General features: G+C 49.9%; 13 protein-coding genes. 12 read left to right on the plus strand and 1 reads right to left on the minus strand.

The window, feature by feature from the left end:
• Positions 1 to 151: 151 nt before the first annotated feature.
• On the minus strand, positions 152 to 1,768 hold the full coding sequence (locus tag NSS79_RS11715) for a stalk domain-containing protein (protein WP_342439496.1): 1,617 nt from the start codon (positions 1,766 to 1,768) through the stop codon (positions 152 to 154).
• A gap of 163 nt (positions 1,769 to 1,931) precedes the next feature.
• Between NSS79_RS11715 and NSS79_RS11720 the strand changes: the two genes are divergently transcribed.
• The 12 genes from NSS79_RS11720 to NSS79_RS11775 all read left to right on the plus strand — a co-directional run bounded on the left by NSS79_RS11720 (position 1,932) and on the right by NSS79_RS11775 (position 16,022).
• The gene (locus NSS79_RS11720; RefSeq protein WP_342436458.1) at positions 1,932 to 3,125 is read left to right on the plus strand and encodes a transposase; all 1,194 of its coding nucleotides are present in this window, start codon (positions 1,932 to 1,934) and stop codon (positions 3,123 to 3,125) included.
• Between the two features lie 419 nt (positions 3,126 to 3,544).
• Positions 3,545 to 4,168 (plus strand): deoxynucleoside kinase, encoded by a 624-nt coding sequence (locus NSS79_RS11725; RefSeq protein WP_038589432.1) that lies wholly within the window; start codon positions 3,545 to 3,547, stop codon positions 4,166 to 4,168.
• The gene (locus tag NSS79_RS11730) at positions 4,165 to 4,818 is read left to right on the plus strand and encodes a deoxynucleoside kinase (RefSeq protein WP_038589434.1); all 654 of its coding nucleotides are present in this window, start codon (positions 4,165 to 4,167) and stop codon (positions 4,816 to 4,818) included. Before NSS79_RS11725 ends, NSS79_RS11730 begins: the two co-directional genes overlap by 4 nt.
• Positions 4,819 to 5,045: 227 nt before the next feature.
• Positions 5,046 to 6,224 (plus strand): MalY/PatB family protein, encoded by a 1,179-nt coding sequence (locus tag NSS79_RS11735; RefSeq protein ID WP_342439497.1) that lies wholly within the window; start codon positions 5,046 to 5,048, stop codon positions 6,222 to 6,224.
• A 266-nt stretch (positions 6,225 to 6,490) separates the two neighbouring features.
• Complete coding sequence (locus NSS79_RS11740) at positions 6,491 to 7,441, plus strand: nucleoside hydrolase (RefSeq protein WP_342439498.1); 951 nt, start codon at positions 6,491 to 6,493, stop codon at positions 7,439 to 7,441.
• 110 nt (positions 7,442 to 7,551) lie between these two features.
• Entirely contained in the window at positions 7,552 to 8,796 is a 1,245-nt protein-coding gene (locus tag NSS79_RS11745) for a stalk domain-containing protein (RefSeq protein ID WP_342439499.1), read from the plus strand.
• A gap of 237 nt (positions 8,797 to 9,033) precedes the next feature.
• Positions 9,034 to 9,987 (plus strand): radical SAM protein, encoded by a 954-nt coding sequence (locus NSS79_RS11750; protein ID WP_342439500.1) that lies wholly within the window; start codon positions 9,034 to 9,036, stop codon positions 9,985 to 9,987.
• Between the two features lie 243 nt (positions 9,988 to 10,230).
• A complete protein-coding gene (locus NSS79_RS11755) occupies positions 10,231 to 10,623 on the plus strand; it encodes an L-rhamnose/proton symporter RhaT (RefSeq protein ID WP_342439501.1) in 393 nt (130 codons plus the stop codon).
• A gap of 30 nt (positions 10,624 to 10,653) precedes the next feature.
• Entirely contained in the window at positions 10,654 to 11,712 is a 1,059-nt protein-coding gene (locus tag NSS79_RS11760) for a bile acid:sodium symporter family protein (RefSeq protein WP_342439502.1), read from the plus strand.
• A gap of 237 nt (positions 11,713 to 11,949) precedes the next feature.
• Positions 11,950 to 13,983 carry a methyl-accepting chemotaxis protein gene (locus NSS79_RS11765; protein WP_342439503.1) on the plus strand — a complete coding sequence of 678 codons (2,034 nt, stop codon included), beginning with the start codon at positions 11,950 to 11,952 and terminating at the stop codon, positions 13,981 to 13,983.
• Positions 13,984 to 14,124: 141 nt separating this feature from the next.
• Complete coding sequence (locus tag NSS79_RS11770) at positions 14,125 to 15,474, plus strand: AraC family transcriptional regulator (RefSeq protein WP_342439504.1); 1,350 nt, start codon at positions 14,125 to 14,127, stop codon at positions 15,472 to 15,474.
• Positions 15,475 to 15,755: 281 nt separating this feature from the next.
• The gene (locus NSS79_RS11775) at positions 15,756 to 16,022 is read left to right on the plus strand and encodes a CD3324 family protein (protein WP_038589454.1); all 267 of its coding nucleotides are present in this window, start codon (positions 15,756 to 15,758) and stop codon (positions 16,020 to 16,022) included.
• Positions 16,023 to 16,324 lie beyond the last annotated feature (302 nt).

Consider the following 16,324-nt stretch of genomic DNA (forward strand, 5'->3'; position numbering starts at 1 on the left):
GACTGACTGGCGATCTTAGCAGAAGCTTGTAGTAGAGGAAATCCTGAATAGATAAACCCCAGGAAAAAGCGGACCCCGCTTCCACGAAACGTGGAGCGGAGGCCCGCTTTCTGCTTTAGATCGGCTATTGGATAAGCTGGGGACTGGAGATCTATTTGTAAGTGATTGCAATCTCCTCTTCCTGCGGCATCCAGTTGACTGTTGCGCCAAGCTGTTCGCTGATGAAGCGCAGCGGCAGGTAGATCGTTCCGTATACGACAAACGGCGGGGTCTCAAGAGTTACCGTTTTGTTATTTACGGTCGTAGCCCCTGTAACAGAATTGATCGTGATCGAGATGGCGGGTTTATCGCCAGCGGCGCGGGAAATCGTCACTTTTTTATCCACAGTGGTTGTTGTACCTCCTGCTTTGCCTGAAGGGACACTCTTCGTATCTTCTTTGTAAGAGACATTGGCCCCCATCTTGTCAAACAATGAACGGAGTGGAATAAAGTTTTGCCCGCCCCGGGTGATTACACCGTTCGTTAGAGTAACCCTTTCGCCGTTCAAGGATACTGCAATCGGTTTCTGTACGGGAACTGGAGTTTTATAGCTGAACTCATACTCACCATATCCCAGCTGTCCGTCTTTGTTGACGCCCCAGCCCAAGAGGGACCCGTCCTTTTTTTGCAAAATAAGATGGCGCTCACCTTCCTGAATAGATGTGATATCAGAGGCAAGGAGAGTGAATTTCGCATCCGCTGACATGGAGTCGCCTTCAAGGGAGGCCGTGTAAGCTTTGCCATCTGCAGTCAGGGCGACGATTGACCGTTCCATGAAGTAGGCACCAGTCACGTTCTTGATGCCTGTAAGGCACACGGGGACTTTCTGCTCATGATAAGTGGTTCCGTCGGACCAGCCCGTTACGGTGGAACCCCAGAACCATAGGCGTGATTGACCATCGATGGCCAGCATGGTCTGCAAGTTGCCATGGATCGAGCGGATATCTGTCAATCCGCTCACCCGAGAAGCGGATAGGACAGACGGAAATGGCTTTCCGGAATCAGCGGAGTCATAGGACTGAATAGGCCAGGTCCAAAGTGTACCATCTTTTTTAAGCGCATATTGCTGCGTCAGCTGGGTGATACCGGTCAAATTCTGGACAGGCTCAAAGGTGGACAGCTCATCGCGGGAGGTCCATACAGTGCCATCTTTTTTCAGGAAGTTGATACGTTCCCAGCCTTTGTTTCCATCCCATTCATTATAACCATTCACCGCAGCGACATCATCTATGCCGAGAACAGCTGCAAAGAGGGGGGATTTGTCTTCGTCTGATACTCGGGGAGAGCTGAATACCGCGCCATTTCCATCTATAGCTATGTAACGGTTCCAAAGCGTAGAAAGCTCTGTTAGCTTGGTCAGTTCCTGAACAGGAGTGACTTCCACCGCCAGAGTCTTAGGGTTGGTCTGCCACCGCCATACGGCATTATCCTTTGTGACGGCCAGTCCTCCAGCCTGTAGGCCAAACCCATAGGCGGCTTGTACATCCTTCAGCCCCGGAAGCAGAGTAGGCACTGATTTAGTGCCACCCCATATCCAAAGGCTTCCGTCATTTTTAATCAGGTATTCTGGTCCATAGGACTTAATGCCGGCAGTTGCTTGCACTGTTGCTGCGGCGGTTGTAGCGGCAGCTTCGGCACTCCCAGCACTCCCGGCAGCAGATGCATGTATTGAAGCCATTGAAGCGGTTAAGCTCAGCAACAAACATAAAGTCATCGTCCATTTTTTCACGGAAATCCTCCTCGGTAATTTGCGTAATTTACTTATATGAGCATTTTGCATTAATCTAAACCCTTGTTACACAAAGCAATTTTAAGCATAAAAAAGGACTTCACCCCAACTTGGAGAAGTTTTCAAGTGACCAAACGAGAAAACCCAAGGGAGTGAAGTCACTATGTATATTCTCCAAGAAAGTCTATTTTCCTTTGAGGAGCTTCAAAAAATTGATTCCAAAGAACGTCTGCCCATCTTTTTCAGCGCACTTGACCTGCGTCCTTATGCGAGAGAATTGAGGAATCCTTCACCCCGAGGAGCGGATGGACACTGTCGGCAAGGCATTCTTCGCGCGTTACTCGCGGCTCCCTTAGAGAACATCGATACGTTCACCGGCCTAGCGCGCAGACTGGAGTTTGACCTTCGTTTCCGTTACCAATGTGGACTTCGGCTGGATCTCCCCGCCCCTTCGATTTCCACGTTAAGCCGAGTCTTTGCCGAGTTGACTCGCAAAAGCCTTGCAAAGCAGTTGTTTGAGGATCTTGTGGCTCAGTGCCAAGAGGCTGGAATCATCGCCGGCACTCATGTCGCGATCGACAGTGCAGCCATTCACGCCTACGAAAAAAAAGAACCCAAACGAAAAAGTGAACTTACCGGCAATGCCAACTGGGGTGCGAAATTTGATAGCTTTGGCAACAAAGTCAAGTGGTTTGGCTATAAGCTGCATCTGGCCGTCGATGCAAAGAGCGAACTTCCCATGGCACTCCAGGTGACCCCTGCCCATGTGAACGACGGAGACGAAGGGCCTGTGCTCATAGCGCTTGCCGCTGCGAAATCCAAGGCGAAATTCTTCATGCTGGATGCGGGCTACGACCAAATGAAAAACTACGAGGCGGCCCGGAACGTCAAGGCCCAAGCCGTTATCCCTCTCAATCCACGGAATGAAAAGGAACCGCCCGCTGGGATCACCCGCAAAGGCACCCCCTGTTGTTCGATGGGTTTTCCCATGACGTATTGGGGTCAAGAGAAAACACATTTGAAATTCCGTTGTCCGCATGCGACAGGTCAAGTAGATTGTCCTTTGGGCATGGCCGCTTGTTCGTCTTCCAATTATGGAATGGTCGTTAAAATCAATAGTCAAATGGATCTCCGGCGCTATGCGCTGCCGCACCGGGAAAGCCGAGGCTGGAAAGAACTTTACAATAAACGAACCAGTGTGGAGCGCTGCAATTCTCGAATGAAGACCTATTTAACCGCTGACCAGCTCCATGTTTGGGGTATTCAAAAAGTGACAACTTACCAATATTTAAATGCAATTGTGTTACTTGCCTCTGCGCTTGCCATCGCGAAGCAACGAGTACAAAACGCCGCTTAAAAATTTCAGCTTCACCGAAATTCTGTCCGTCTGCCTACTTATAACCCAAATATCAAAAACGGAGCTTTGGAAGTGGCCCGACTTTGACTTTGAATTGAAAATTGAATTATGCAAAATGCTCATATAGGAAATAAAACAACTTGTAAGGTTAGACGCAAGGACTGGTTAAAAAGTTTCCTAACCGATCTAATCCCTCATGATTGTTCGGGAAGAGTAAAGCAATATCAATCAAAAGGCCGTATCCGCTAAGTCTGAAGCGGATACGGCCCTTTCTGGAGCTGCGCCTGCAAAAAAAATCATGAATTCATCCGTTCACAGAAAGCACTCCTGTGATACAATAGCTTAGTCTGTTTTTTAATGGAATAATCACAGCAAGCTGTACCCGGCATTGTCCGTACCTGAGGAGGAAATCAGCGTTAATGAAACATGCACCCTTTATAGCAGTGGAAGGTCCGATCGGAGCCGGTAAAACAACACTTGCCACGATGCTGGCCGGTGAATTGCAGCTTCCGGTCATCAAAGAAATTGTGGAGGAGAATCCGTTCCTGGACAAGTTCTATCAAAACATGGACGACTGGAGCTTCCAGCTTGAAATGTTCTTTCTCTGCAACCGGTATAAGCAGCTTGAAGATACCGTAAACGAGTACATCGCTAAGAACAAGCCGGTTATTTCGGATTATCATATTTATAAGAACCTGATCTTTGGCGAGCGGACGCTGAAAGGAACCAAACGTGACAAATACCGCGAAATCTATCATGTGCTGACTGATGATCTGCCGAAACCGGATATCATTCTTTATATCAGAGCGGATCTTGATACGCTGCTTACCAGAATCGCTAAGCGCGGCCGCCCGTTCGAAGAGGAGATTGCTCCTGCTTATCTGCAGCAATTAATAGAGGATTACGACGATGCGATGGCTTCGCTGGCCGTCAGCGAACCGTCAACCGTTATTGTGACCATCGACGGAACCCAGGTAGATTTTGTGGGAAACCAAGAAGACTTTGCCGCAATCGCCGACCACCTAAAGGAGCTTATGAAATGAACCCATACAACATCCCTGATAACGCAATTATCACAGTAGCCGGTACGGTAGGTGTCGGAAAGTCCACACTGACCGGAGCTTTGGCGAAGCGTCTCAATTTTCAGACTTCGCTGGAACAGGTAGACCACAATCCGTATCTGGAGAAGTTCTACCATGATTTTGAACGATGGAGCTTTCATCTGCAAATCTACTTCCTGGCCGAACGCTTCAAGGAGCAGAAGAAAATGTTCGAGCTGGGCGGCGGGTTTGTGCAGGACCGTTCTATTTATGAGGACACCGGTATTTTCGCCAAAATGCATGCCGATCAGGGCACGATGTCGAAAACAGACTATGAAACATACACCAGCCTGTACGAGGCTATGGTGATGACGCCCTATTTCCCGCATCCTGACGTGCTGATCTATATTGAAGGCAGCCTGCCGTCGATCCTGACCCGCATCAATGAACGTGGCCGCGAGATGGAAATCCAGACCGATGTCTCCTACTGGGAGCATATGCACGGACGTTATTCGCAGTGGATTGGCGAGTTCAGCGCCTGCCCGGTGCTGCGCCTGAATATTGACGATTATGATGTGAATGATGCGGCTTCGATGGCGGAGATTCTGAAGCAGGTAGGGAAGTCGATCCAGCGGGTTCCGGTGGAGAAGTAGAAGGTGAAGGTCAATCGGAGAATCCGGTTGGCCTTTTTTTGAAATATAATAATTTATAGGCTTCACGCTATAAATTATCCTTCTATTTCTCGCTGAAACGGAAACCGTCCTTTTGAAGACGGCGAAGCCGTTTCCACTTGATGGATAGGAATTAATGCGAGAGGTGCCTGAAGATGTCCCCTGTGATACAATAATCTGAAAAGCCGTAATGGATGGAGGAACCTCACTTGAAGTATGACTTTGACAAAGTAGTTAACCGCCGAAATACCCGCTCCTACAAATGGGATCAGTCCGAGAAGCTGTTCGGAGACAAGGAGATTCTTCCGCTCTGGGTAGCGGATATGGACTTTGAGAGCCCGCCTGCCGTGAAAGAAGCGATTCAGCGGCGCGTTCAGGAGGGAATATACGGCTATAGCGTGACGAGTGATTCCTACAAAGAGGCGATTGCCGGCTGGTACCGCAGACGCCATGACTGGGAGATTCAAAAGGAATGGATTACGGATTCCCCCGGAATCGTTACCTCGCTCAGCCTGTCGGTGGAGCTGTTCAGCAAGCCGGGAGATCAGGTGATTCTGCAGTCGCCCGTCTACTATCCTTTTTATGATGTGATCCGGATGAATGACCGCAAGGTGGCCATTAATCCGCTGAAACTCGAAGACGGCCATTATGTTATGGATTATGTCCAACTGGAAGAGCTGATGGCCGGCGGCGCCAAGCTGCTGCTGCTGTGCAGCCCGCATAATCCGGGAGGCCGGGTGTGGGAGCGGGAAGAACTGCTGCGTCTTGGAGAGCTGTGCCTGCAGTATGGGGTAACGGTGATCTCGGATGAAATCCATTGTGATATGGCTATGCCGGGCCACAAGCATATTCCGTTCGCTTCCTTGTCGGAGGAGCTGTCGAATATTACACTGACCACGCTGGCCGCTACCAAGACGTTCAATTTGCCGGGCCTGCAGACCTCTTACATCGTAACCTCCAATCCGGAATTGAAGCGGAAATTTGAGTACAAGCTTAAGGCGCTCAGCCTGCACATGTCTCCTTTTTTTACACCAGAGGCTGTGGAAGCGGCATACAATGAAGGCGGGGAATGGCTGGATGAACTCATACAGCATATCAGCGGCAATGCAGAATATGCCATCGGCTACCTCGCGGAGCACCTGCCGCAGGTGAAGCCAATGACGCCAGAGGCCACTTACCTGCTGTGGATCGATTGCCGCGCACTTGGGCTGGACGCTGAGGGTCTGAAGAAGCTGATGTACCGTGAAGCCAAAGTGGCATTTAACGAAGGATCAGTCTTTGGCACGGAGGGACAAGGCCATCTGCGGATTAATCTGGCTTGCCCGCGTTCCATTCTGTCCGAAGCACTGGAGCGTTTCAGTCAGGCTGCAGCACCTTATGTAAAATAAGGGGATTTACGCTGTTAGCGATAAGCCCGCCGTATCTCTTTTGAACACTGCACTGTTCAGAGGGTACGGCGGGCTTATTTACGCTTGCTGAATACTCTTTCATTTTGCACAACGATTTTTCTCTGCCCGCCTCCCACAGATAACCTTAGGGAAATTTAAAGCCTTAGGCAGATCCCATTGACCTGTCCTGGCATTGAGCACTTGGGACACCCGTGTTAAGATGAAATCTATGATATGGATACATAATGGGAGTGGAAAAAATAGAGATGAGTAAAACCCGCATAATTATTGATTGTGATACCGGCATTGACGACGCATTGGCCATATTATATGCCCTGCGGACTCCAGATGTGGTTGTGGAAGGAATCACCACTGTATTCGGCAATATTGATGTCGCTCAGGCGGCAGATAATACATTGAGGCTGCTGGCCTTGGCCAATCCCGGTTATGAGATTCCCGTAGCCCTTGGCGCGTCCCAAGCGCTCGTCCGCGAGCTGGGCGGCTTCTCGACCCATGTGCACGGTGAGAACGGGATTGGCGGTGTTCAGCTGCCTCCATCGTCTCAGCGGCCGGTGCTGGAAACGTCAGCCGAATTTATAGTCCGCCTGGCGGATGAGAATCCCGGCGAGATTGTACTCGTAACGCTGGGACGGTTGACCAACCTGTCGCTGGCGCTTGATCTGGACCCGGCTCTAACCGGGAAACTCAAGAAAGTAGTCGCCATGGGCGGTACCGTCTTTAAGCCCGGCAATGTTACAGCGGTTGCGGAAGCAAATCTGTGGGGAGATCCGGAAGCTGCTGACCGTGTATTCACCTCCGGGCTTCCCGTGCTGATGGTCGGGCTGGATGTTACGCTGAAGACGCTCATCACCACAGAGCATCTGGAGCTTCTGAGGCAGTTCGGCAAGGAAGAGAACAAAGCGCTGATTGACTTCATGGACGAATCCTTGAAGTATTATTTTAATTTCTACCGTGAAGCGAATTATCTGATAGGTGGAGCACCGCTGCATGATCCGCTGGCGCTGATGGCCGCGCTGCAGCCGGACCTGCTGACCTGCCGCCAGATGAAGGTCCGCGTGGAGACCCGGGGTGAGCATACCGCCGGAATGGTCGTTGCCGATTTGCGGGCACAGCCCAAAGCGGGTGAATTCATAGAGGTTGCCGTTGATGTAGATGCGGAACGGGCCGTCGGCGTCTTTTTGAGCGCGTTTATGTGATAGTTACAATCTATTAATTTGCTATAAATAACTATTTTGGTAAAATGGTAGACGGAACTGAACTAGGTTTGAGAGACTCGACATCCTATCATAGAATGGAGATTTTATACATGAAACGCTTAACGAAGCTGCTATTATGTGCAGCAATCTCTGTAAGCAGCTTTGCCGCTTTGCCTGCCCAGCCGACTCAGGCTGCCCCGGCGGGTGTCAGCATTATGCTGGACGGATATCCGCTGCCTTTTCCGGTTGAACCTGCGGTGATGAGCGGAACTACGATGGTGCCGTTCCGCGCGATCGCGGAAGCTTTGGGAATTCCGGTGGTATGGGACCAGGCCGCACGTAAAATCACAGCAACCACAAGCGGTGCCGCCGGGACCACTAAGGTTATCCTTACACTCGGCAGCAAAAATGCAGCGGTGAACGGCGCAACCGTGAAGCTGGCTGTAGCTCCGCAAAATATCCGGGGCACCACGATGATCCCGCTCAGCTTCTTTGGCCAGCAATTTGGCGCAGCGGTATCCTGGAATCAGGCCAGCAAGACTGTATCGATCACTTCGCCGAAGAAGGATATGTATACGCTTGGGTTTTATGCGCAGGGAGCCTATAGCGAGGTTTCGCGGATTCCTGATTTTAGCGCGGTCGCCTTTGGGTGGAGCCGGATCGACCGCAGCGGACAATTCACTACGGCCAGTACGGATTTCTGGTGGCCGAAGGCTGACGGCGATGTGACACCGGAGTCCATCGTCCAGAATGCCGCTGCCGGAGGGACCACGCCTTACCTGATGGTTTATTCCGGGGACAAAGAGCTGGAGCTGACCAAGAATATGGAAGATCTTGAGCTTCAGCAGAAGACGATTACCAGTATTGTTGATTTAGCTTCACAGAAAGGCTTTAAGGGAATCGGGCTTGATCTGGAAGGGCTGGGTATGACCGGCGACAAGAAGCTGGTACAGAGCCAATATAATGTTTTTGTCAAAAAATTATCCGTAATGGCGCGGGCGGCAGGTCTTAAGCTGACCGTTATTCTTCCCCCGCTGAACGGCTCCTACAAAGGGTATGATTATAAGACGCTGGCATCGCTGGCCGATGATTTGGTGATTATGGCTTATGCGTATGAGGATGAGTCAGGTCCGGAGCCGATGAACAAAGTGGATGAAGGCATTCGTCTGGCCCTGCAGCAGGTGGATAAAAGCAAGCTGGTGCTCGGAATCTCCGTATACAGTGAGAATGCAACCTCCGTCAACGCCAAGATTGGACTGGCCAAACGGTATGGCCTCAAAGGCATCGCCCTCTGGCGGCTTGGACTGATCGGACAGCCTGTTTGGAATGAGATGAGCAAATCGCTAGAGTTGTAGAACGGTAGAGTTGCCGGAAATCATAGATTGAATCTGAAGGTTGAGGATGAATGTTAGTCGGTTTGGAACTAGAGGCTGCCCGCCGGGCAGCCTCTTCTTGCTATTTCCAGGGAAGGAAGTAGTGCGGATTGCGTTCTTATACAACAAATATCACATTAACTTGAGCTGCAAACCTTTATAATCTCTAAGGTTGACCCTTGAGCAGGATATCTTATTTTTTTAGGAGGCTTATCAAACATGAGCATGAAATATAAATCACTGGAGCTGGACAAACCGCTGACGTATGAACTGGAAGGTTTGGAGGTTGGCGTGACCTCGAACTGCAATTTCCGCTGTGATTACTGCTGTGCATATAATAGAAACGACGGGCAGAGCATTAATGGCAAGGAGGTTATCCGGATCCTGGAGGAGCTTCCCGGGCTGAAGCGGGTCCGCCTCTCCGGCGGTGAAGTGACCTTGAAGTTTCAGGACTGCGTTGAAATTGTATCCTACTGCGCTTCCCGGGGCATCCAGACCCAATTAAACTCCAACGGCAGTCTGCTGAATGCGGAGCGCATCGAACAACTGGTGTCTGCCGGGCTGACTACGATACATATCTCGTTCAACTTTACAACAGCGGATGCTTTCTCCCGTTATTACAACATTCATCCAAGCGTCTATGACAAAATCAGAGAGAACATCACAATGTTCGCCAAGACAAGTGTGGACGTTGTGCTGGAAACGCTGCTGTTCAATGAAACACAGGACAATATGAAAGAAATCAGCGATCATGTCTACTCTATGGGAGTTAGAACGCACGAGATTCAGAACAGCATTATCATGGGCCATACCGGCTGGAAAGCCATTGCTGCCCGTGAACAGCTGAAGAATGCCGTGAATGAGCTGATTGAACGCAAAAAAGAAGATACAACGCTCTACTTCACCTGTATGGACCGCTTTATGGAAGCACTTGGTTTCCAGGAGCAGCCTGGGGTATATTTCCCGCATTGCATAGAAGGCAAGAAACAGCTGCACCTGCATGGCAACGGCGATATTCTGATCTCCGAGCTTTGCCACCCGGTAATCATCGGCAACATTTATCAGGGAACCTCGCTGAACGAGCTGTACAGCAATATGCCTGAGCCGCTCTCACAGTTTCTGGAGAAGCAGCCTTGCCCGGCGCTGGACGCTTTGTTTCCGCAAGGCCTATAGAGAGCTGGGACGAACCGGATTCAGCTTGAAAGAGCCGGTTCGGCAGCTCAACAGCAGACAGGACCGCGGCATTCCAGCTGCGGTCTGTTTTTGCTGCCGGCTTGATAGATCAGCGTGAGATATTTGTTGTGAATATTTCATCCCACAATGAAAACTATCATGTATAATCATCATCATGTGCACTACTAATGCAGAGAGGCTCGGCAGCTTACCTACATAGACAAAGTTCGGGAGGATTACAACGTGATTTACGGATTTTTACTATTGCTGTTGGCTTGTTTTTTCCAGGGCAGCTTTGGACTCGGCATGAAGAAATATCAGCCGTTCTCCTGGGAGGCCTTCTGGACGATCTTCTCTCTGGTGGGGATTCTGATCATTCCGGTGGTCTGGACATGGATCGAGGTGCCAAATTTCTTCAGCTACATCCGGCAGACCTCCTCTGATGTGCTGTGGACCGCCTCTTTTTGCGGTTTTCTGTGGGGAATCAGCTCCATAATGTTCGGCAAAGCGATTGACTCCATCGGGGTTTCACTCACTTACGGGGTAAACATGGGCATATCGGCTTCCCTGGGCTCATTAATTCCGCTGTTTATCTTTGGAAATAGGCATCATGAGAATTTGTTAAGATTTCAATAAAGTCTGCAATGTGAAATCTATGGAGAAGGCATGTATGCCGCTGCATACATGAAGGTAGAAGACATGCTCAATGGAATAAGGAATGGGTTGCTGCGTTCCAATACGTTGCTGGAAAAAATAATGCCGCTGCTGACACCGGCTGCTATCGCGTTTGGCGTTCTGAACGAGAGCAGGCTGCTGCCTTTTACCTGGCTGGTGCCGTGGATATTTGCCTTCATGACACTGATTGGCAGTCTCAAGTCTAATTTACGCGATTTGCTGGCCGTACTGCTCAAACCGCAGAAGCTGATTATTCTGATGGTTATTCTGCATGTGGTTATGCCGCTGATCGGCTGGATTGCGGCGAAGGCTTTTTTTCCGGGCGATCCCTATACGGTTACGGGTTATGTACTGTTGTTCGCCATTCCGACTGGAGTCGTCAGCGTGGTCTGGGTATCCATGCACGGCGGCAATGTGGCACTGACGCTGGCGCTGATTCTCATTGACACCTTGCTGTCACCGCTGATCGTACCGGGTACACTGCATCTGCTAATGGGGGCAAGCGTGGAAATCCAGCTCGGGGAAATGATGAAGGGACTGCTATGGATGGTCGTATTGCCTTCTCTGGCGGGAATGCTGCTGAATCAATGGACGAAGGGAGCGGCCGGGAAAGTGTACGGTCCGCCGCTGGCTCCATTTGTGAAAGTGGGACTTTTTATCGTCGTATCGATGAACGGCGCCAGTATTGCCCGGTATTTAAAGCATCCGGACGGCAAACTCGCGCTGATTCTGTTCGTCACCTTTGGAACAGTTGTGCTTGGGTATGTGATCGGAGCCTTGGTGTCACGCCGCCTTCACTGGGATTACGAAAATTCGGTGGCCGTGCAGTTTAACTCCGGGATGCGCAACCTGAGCGCGGGGGCTGTGCTGGCGGTGAAGTATTTCCCTCCTGCTGTGGCACTCCCGGTCATTTCCGGGATGCTCTTCCAGCAGATTCTGGCCGCATGCTCAGGATTTGTAATCCGCAGCAGGATGAGACGCATGCAATCCGAAGATGCTGCAGCACAGTCAACCTCAACGTCTCCAAGGGAAACGACGATCTCCTCATAGAAGCAATATAACGATAAGCAGGCGGAATATCCTTCCGGCCTGCTTTTTTGAACTGTAATGAAAATGATATGGAAAGCAATTTTCTGTTTTCTTCGACGAAATACGCTATTATTTTCCGAAAATTTACATCTTATCTTCACTGTTTTCATGGGTGTACCGATAATAAGTGTAACAAATTACATAGAAATAGGAAGATGACCAGGACTATAAGACCAGTATGAAAGGACGTAGAAATTAATGAAAATTCGTATGAAGCTGTCAGTTATGATGATTGCCGTTACCCTGCTTTCTACTGTAATCATGGGGGCTTTCACGTATTACAAATCCACCAACACCATTCTGGGCCTTACCGAATCTGCAATGAAGCAAGTCAACACCAATAAAGCGGAAACCATAGCGGCGATGATTGATAAAGAGAAACGCAGTATGGCTCTGGTGGCCGGACAGACCGAAATTATTGAACTGCTGCAACAAAACAAAACCGGCGGAATAGCAGATGGAGATACGCTGCAGGCCGAAGTGAACACCAAGCTGCAAGGCATCGTGAAGGATGCCGGCAATCTTGAACATATGTTTGTATCCGATATGAAGGGGATTGCGGTAGCAGATAGCGACACGGCACTGGTGGGTACGGATTTCAGCGAAAGAAGTTATGCAAAGCGCGTGATTGAGACCGGTGCCCCCGTCATCAGTGAAACTTTGAAATCGAAAGCTACAGGGGCTTTTGTTGTAGCGTTTGTGCAACCGGTGACCAGCGGCGGCCAAATGATCGGCTTTGTCGCCTCGGCTGTCAATGCGAACAGTATTATCAAATACTTGTCCGGTGCCAATGTGGCAAATGCGCCTTCCTCGTACGTCTATCTGGTAGATGAGACCGGAAATATGCTGTATCATCCCGATGAGACGAAGATTGGATTGCCTGTCGAGAATGAGCAGATCAAGGCTGTTGTGGAACGTGTGAAAGCCGGAGAGAAGGTTGAAGACGGCAAAGTGCAGTACAGCATCGGTGATGCGGAGAAAAAAGCTGCTTATACCGTCATTCCCGAAACGAACTGGACACTGGTGCTGACTGGTGATGTCGGGGAGGTCATGCAGCCTGTAGACAATATGACGCATTATATTATCCTGCTTGGTCTGGGGAGTCTGCTGCTGACTCTGATCATTGGACTGTTTGTCGCCGGCAGAATTTCTTCCCCGATCATAAAGCTGACAGAAATGATTAACCAGACCGCTAAGCTGGAACTCAAATACGATGCGCAGTATGAGTATCTGTTGAAGAACAAAGATGAAACTGGAATCATTGCTAAAGCCATGTTCCATACCCGCGCTGTGCTCCGGGAAATGGCTGAAAGCCTGATCACCATCTCCACGAAGGTACTGGACAATGCGGAAACGCTGGAGAAGCTGTCCATTGATGTCAGAGAGAATGCGCATGACAATTCAGCCACAACGGAGCAGCTGTCGGCAGGTATGGAAGAGACGGCAGCTTCAACAGAAGAGATGACAGCAGCGATTCATGAAATCGAGAACAATGTCCGAATGATCTCCGGAAAGGTCAAGGAAGGGACGGAAGTGACCAGCCAAATTATCGAGCGGGCACTGGTGCTGCAGCATGACGCCGTGCAGTCTACGGATAATGCCAAGCGGATTTACGAATCGGTGCGTATCGAAATGGAGAAGGCGATTGAGCAGTCGGGCGCGATCAATGAAATCAATCTCCTGGCAGATACCATTCTGTCGATTACCAGCCAGACCAATCTGCTCGCCTTAAATGCGGCAATTGAAGCTGCCCGTGCGGGTGAAGCAGGGCGGGGATTTGCGGTAGTTGCGGGAGAAATCCGCAAGCTGGCTGAGAAATCCTCCGAAACAGCAGCGGGAATTCAGGATGTCGTCAAGAATGTATACTCTTCTGTAGAGCAGATGAAAGAGAATTCCGAAGCCATGCTTACGTTTATTGACCACAATGTGCTGGGTGATTATGAGCGCCTGACAGAGGTCAGCGAGCAGTACAACAGTGACGCCTCCATCATCAACACGCTCATGAACCAGTTCGAGGAGTCCGCAGATCACTTGGACCAGACGGTATCAAGCATCGCGATTGCGGTTAATGAGGTGGCAGCTACTGTCAACGAAGGTGCAATCGGCGTGCAGGATATTGCCGAGAAGACGGCGGATATTGTAGAGAAGACATTCCATGAGGCGACGATGGCCGATGAAAATACGCAAAGTGCCAAAGCGCTTCAGGGACTGGTGGAGAAATTTAAAATATAAAGCTATAACTTAGGCCCCGCCGCATACTGGCAGGGTTCTTTTTTTTGTTCATCATCATTACATCTATTGATAGGTTCATCCTTTTTTGGACCATACTATGGATAGGATACAGCTGTGCAGCCGCTGATATGGGGGGATGTAATGATTAAGATAACGCTCGGGGACGAAGAGAAGGGATACAGCCATAATCAAGCAGAGTTGAATGGGGATGGCGTAAGATTAACGTTTCCCGTGTTAACCGTTAATGATAGAGAAACGCGCAGGCTGGATCAGCTCCGGCATATGCAGGAGAGCTTTCTGCTGCAGATGGTCCGGGAAGAGTGGCTCAGTCCGGAGAAGGTGAAACAACGGCTGCGGCAGCTACAGCTCCATCCGCTGGCCGATGAGGGAGTGAAGCTGCAATGTGCAGCCGTAGAGCTGCAGATTCCGGCAGGAGAAATAGGAGAGCCACGGAAGCGCCGGAATCAGCTTTATAAGGATTTCCAGCAGATATGCCGCAGGACGGCTGCAGGGTCGAAGGGCGTGTATCCGTTCTGCGATGCCGGAAGCATTAGCCCGGTAATGTATTTCTTGATTGTCATGAAAGACAATGCGTCCCATAAGGATGATAGAGCTGAGCACTTCGCCAGAGAGCTTGAGCAGAATGTCGAGCGCGGATTGAGGCTGGGAATTGCCGCAGGAATCGGTGCAGCGATCAAAGGACTGAAGCGGTTAAAGAACGGCTATGCCTCGTGTTTACTGGCTTTATGCGGGAGCCGGAGCGCTATTCCCGGCAGCGGCACAGGGCTGGTTCTACAGAGTCGTGCCAGTGACCGGTTGACTGCATTCAGCCAGGCGACGGAACAGAGGCTGACGTTGAGTCTGGAACAGCCAGCCAGTGCTGCTTTCCGCCTGGAGCTGGATTCGTTGTTCACTCTGGAGGACGGTGCGGCTTCTCAACTGGAGGTTTGCCGCTTTTTGGCGCAGCGTACGCTGCTGATTCTAGGTGGAGCTGCGGGGAAATTTGAATACGGCGGCACAACGCTCCAAAAATATTTATGGAACAGCCAAATGACCCTTGCCGCCTGCACATCGGGTGAACATGCAAAGGAATTGCTGCAGGAACTGGGACAGCTAGTCATGGGGGAAGTGAGAAGGACCCAGGCATCCGGCGGAAGAGAGCTGGCCGAGGCTATCAGGAAATACGTGAAGGAACATTTTGCCTGCGACTTGAAAGCTCCATCTCTTGCAGCGTTATTTCATATATCTGAGGCCGAGCTCAGCCGGTTATTCAAAATGCATGTTGGCATTCCCTTGAACGACTATGTCACTAAATTGAGAATGGCCCAGGCTGAGCAGCATCTGCGGGAAAATGCACTGAAATGCTCTGAGATCGCAATGCTGGCAGGTTATTCCGTGACAGATGAATTTATAAGCGCCTTCAAGAAGTACAGCGGCAGAAATCCCAAGGACTACCGGGAGTGGTACTTGAAGAGACAGATGAAGGTATAGTAAGGCCTTCTTCAAAAAGGAGGTGAAGGCCTGCGTCTTCATCTTCAAGTCATTTTATGGTAAATTAAATATAAGCATTGCCGGATTTGAGCGGAAGGGAGACAGGACTATGACAAGTTTCGGCACACAGCTCTATGCAAAGTCTATAGATTAACAACCGCGGTTGTTTGTATAGAGCTGTAAGCAGATTACCGCATAAGTTATCTTGTAGAAGATAATGGTTTCTCCTATAGACTTTGCTCCCTTAAAACGTTTACTAATTTTAAGGAGCGGGCTATAAAATGAAATATGTTAACGCAGATGTGATTCTGCCGGAAGTATTGCTGAAGGAGATTCAGAAATATATTCACGGTGGAATGCTCTATATTCCGAAGCCTGAAGGCGTGCGGAAGAAATGGGGCGAGAATTCGGGCAGCCGAATGTATCTGACAGCGAGAAACAATGAAATCAGGGAGCAGCATGCCGGCGGAGCTACCGCCCGTGAACTTTCTGAGCAATTTTGTCTGTCATACGACAGCATCAAAAAAATTATCTACTGCAAAAAATAGATTCACAAAATGCCGTATGGGATGAACAGTCCGATGCGGTTTTTTGTGTGCAATAATCTCTTATAAGAGTTGTCTATCTATTAGCAATGCGGCGCTGCCATTATAATAAACGGACATATTCGTTAAGGAGGAAAAATAATGTCCGAAGCTTTTCGCTGTGATACGGATGAGGATAAAAGGCTTCTGTTGAAGCAGGCAAGGAGCATCGTGATGTGGGCACTGCCGTAGTATGGGCTGGATTGGACCGCAATTTCATATATCGGCCTGTCCGATAACATCACTTATAAGATCGAGACGGCAAG

Source organism: Paenibacillus sp. FSL L8-0436 (assembly GCF_038593025.1).
Classification (GTDB): Bacteria; Bacillota; Bacilli; order Paenibacillales; family Paenibacillaceae; genus Paenibacillus_AQ.